This is a genomic window from Streptomyces sp. AV19, from assembly GCF_015999245.1.
GTDB lineage: Bacteria > Actinomycetota > Actinomycetes > Streptomycetales > Streptomycetaceae > Streptomyces.
Map to the genome: position 1 here is coordinate 1 of NZ_JAEAMR010000079.1, position 1,205 is coordinate 1,205.

The 1,205-nt window shown below is 73.4% G+C and carries 3 protein-coding genes; all 3 read left to right on the top strand.

Translation table 11 applies throughout. The features are described 5' to 3' along the window. On the top strand, window positions 1-788 hold a 788-nt coding region (locus I5Q34_RS33370; protein ID WP_199896246.1), incomplete at its 5' end, for an N-acetylmuramoyl-L-alanine amidase. Between the two features lie 5 nt (window positions 789-793). After that, a complete protein-coding gene (locus I5Q34_RS33375) occupies window positions 794-1,027 on the top strand; it encodes a holin (protein ID WP_199896247.1) in 234 nt (77 codons plus the stop codon). Beyond that, window positions 1,024-1,205, top strand: a 182-nt coding sequence (locus tag I5Q34_RS33380) for a hypothetical protein (RefSeq protein WP_199896248.1), incomplete at its 3' end; no start/stop codon positions are given. The genes I5Q34_RS33375 and I5Q34_RS33380, both read left to right, overlap by 4 nt.

Here is a 1,205-nt window from a genome sequence, read left to right on the forward strand (position 1 = left end):
CCGTGCACCTCGTCGGATACGGGCGCACGAACCACGCCGGCGGCGGCGACCCCGCTGTGTTGGAGCGCGTGATCGCCGAGGACTACGGCGACCGGCCGCCGCTCCCGACCCGGGGCAACCTCGACGGCGTCGACGGCAACCGAGCCTTCTACGGCTTCGAGTGCATCAACCGCGGTGACGGCCGCGATCCTTGGCCCGCCGCGCAGCTCGACGCGATCGAGCGCGTCTCGGCGGCGCTGTGCCGGGCGCACGGCTGGTCGGCGAAGAGCGTGATCGGCCACCTGGAGTGGTCGAACGACAAGACGGACCCGCGCGGCTTCGGCATGCCGGACATGCGTGTCCGGATCGCCCGCCGCCTGTCCGGACAGCCCGGACGCCCCGTCCCGGCCCCCACGGAGGACACCGTGCCGTACACCCTCGGCGAGGCAAGCACCACCCGCGTTGACCTGCGTCCGGACACGTGGACCACGGTCCGGATCGGCCGCGACAACCTCATCTCCGGAGCCCGCTCCTACACCGCCGGCGTGTACCTGCGCGTGGACGCCCCGCTGGGCGGCGTGCTCCAGGGCCGCTTCGCGCACCAGCGCCCGGACGGCAGCCGCTGGACCTCCCCGATCACCGAGCGCATCACGACCACGGGCAGCAGCTTTGTCGACTTCCCGCACGCGGGCTCGATCCTGCCGGGCGAGACCCTGCGCTTCGAGATCACATACAGCCCGCCGACCGCCGGGGACACCACCCCCGCCACCCTCACGGCCGCCCAGGCACGCGGCCTCTACTGGAAGTGACCACCATGACGACCTCCGCCTTCTGGCTCGCCACCTTCGAGCGGATGACCCGCACCTTCGCCCAGGCCCTCCTCGGCGTGCTCGGCGCCGGTGCGACCGGCGTCCTCGACGCCCCGTGGACGGGTGCCCTGTCCGCCGCCGCCCTGGCCGCCGTCCTCGCCCTGCTGACCGCCATCGCCACCTCCGCCGGCCCCGAGGGCCCCGGGCTCACCGAGACCGTCCGGAAGGCGCCCGAGTGACCACACCGGCCGACCACGCCGTCGCCGTCGAGCTGGAGCGACTGCGCGGCAGCGTGGACACCGGCTTCGCCACCCTCAATGGCAAGCTCGAAGTCGTTCTCCAGCGCACCACAGCCGTCGAGTCCGACCTCGCCACCCTGGAGCAGCGCGTGGCCGCCCTGGAGAAGAGCCGGTGGCC